This window comes from Aeromicrobium sp. (genome assembly GCF_049587115.1).
Taxonomy (GTDB): domain Bacteria; phylum Actinomycetota; class Actinomycetes; order Propionibacteriales; family Nocardioidaceae; genus Aeromicrobium.
On record NZ_JBAVDI010000059.1, the window covers coordinates 1 to 1,606 of the forward strand.

Sequence of the window (1,606 nt, forward strand, 5' to 3'; positions counted from 1 at the left end):
CTGGCCGAGGCGGCCACCACGCCCCTCCTGCCTGCGGACTACCTCGATCTGGCTGCGCCGCTCCGGTCCGGGACCGACCTGCGAGCGCGGATTGTCGCCGTCCAGCCCGAGACGCGGGACGCTGCCACCATCATCCTGAAACCCGGCGCTGACTGGGCCGGACACGTGCCCGGCCAGTACGTCCGGGTCGGCATCGACGTCGACGGTGTCCGCGAGTGGCGCGCCTACTCGCTGACCCACGGGCCCCGGGCAGACGGCCTCATCTCGATCACCGTCAAGGCCGTGCCCGGCGGCAAGGTCAGCAACCACCTGGTGCACCAGGCGAAGCCGCGCACGCTGGTGCACCTCGAGCAGGCGACCGGCGACTTCGTCCTCGACCCGACCGACTCGCGCCTGCTGTTCGTCACCGCGGGCTCCGGCGTCACCCCGGTGATCGGGATGCTCCGCAACCTGTTTCCCGTCTCCGATGCCGGCGTCGTCGATCTGCCCCGCAGCAAACACCTCGACATCGTCGTCGTGCATGTCGCACCGACGGAGCCCGACTCGATCTTCCTGGACAACCTGCGCGAGCTTGCCAACCACGGCGCGATCACCTTGGTGCCGCGGTACGACGACCAGCACGGTGTGCTCAACATCGACGATCTCGCGCACCTCGTCCCTGACCTGGCCGAGCGCACGACGTATGCGTGCGGACCGGGCGGTCTGCTCGACGCCTTGACCGCCCACCACGAGTCGGCTGGCCTTCGGCTCTTCACCGAGCAGTTTCGCGCTGGCTTCGTGGAAGCGGGCGATGGCGGCACCGTGACCTTCGACGATGGCACGGAACTCGTCGCCGACGGCGCCACCCCGATTCTCGACGTCGGCGAGGCTGGCGGCCAGCTCATGCCGAGCGGCTGTCGCATGGGCGTGTGCTTCGGCTGTGTCCTGCCGCTGAAGGAAGGCTCGGTTCGCGACCTGCGCAACGGCGCCATCACGAGCGTCGACCCCATTTCGTCCGCCGACGGCGGAGTCCCCATCCAGACCTGCATCAGCGCCGCTGCTGGCGCCTGCCACCTAGGAGACAAGTCATGACCACGATCCAGCAGAAGACCGTCGACCCCACCGCGCACCTCAGCGCCGAGGACATCAAGACGCTCGGCCGTGAGCTCGACGCGATCCGTCAAGCGGTCATCGAGAGCCGCGGGGCCGATGACGCCGCCTACATCCGCAAGGTCATTGCCGGCCAGCGCGGACTCGAGGCGGGCAGCCGAGCGCTGCTGCTGTTCTCGGTCTTCCCGCCGTTCTGGTTGGTCGGAACCACCGGACTGAGCATCGCCAAGATCTTGGAGAACATGGAGATCGGGCACAACGTCATGCATGGCCAGTGGGACTGGATGCGCGACCCGAAGATCCACTCGACGACGTGGGAGTGGGACAACGCCAGCCCAGCCGACCAGTGGAAGCACGGCCACAACGAGCTGCACCACACCTACACCAATGTCGTCGGCAAGGACAACGACCTCGGCTACGGCATCATGCGCGTCGACGACGACCAGCGCTGGATGCCCTTTTACCTCGCGCAGCCGCTGTGGAACTTCGTCAACGCCTGCTTCTTCGAGTACGGCAT

The 1,606-nt window shown here is 67.5% G+C and carries 2 protein-coding genes; both read left to right on the forward strand.

Annotation, left to right across the window (positions count from 1 at the left end; translation table 11 throughout):
* Positions 1-1,071 (forward strand): ferredoxin reductase (locus WB461_RS05745; protein ID WP_423851765.1); only part of this gene is annotated, 1,071 nt, incomplete at its 5' end.
* The coding region (locus WB461_RS05750; RefSeq protein WP_423851766.1) for a fatty acid desaturase family protein at positions 1,068-1,606 on the forward strand (539 nt) is incomplete at its 3' end. The genes WB461_RS05745 and WB461_RS05750, both read left to right, overlap by 4 nt.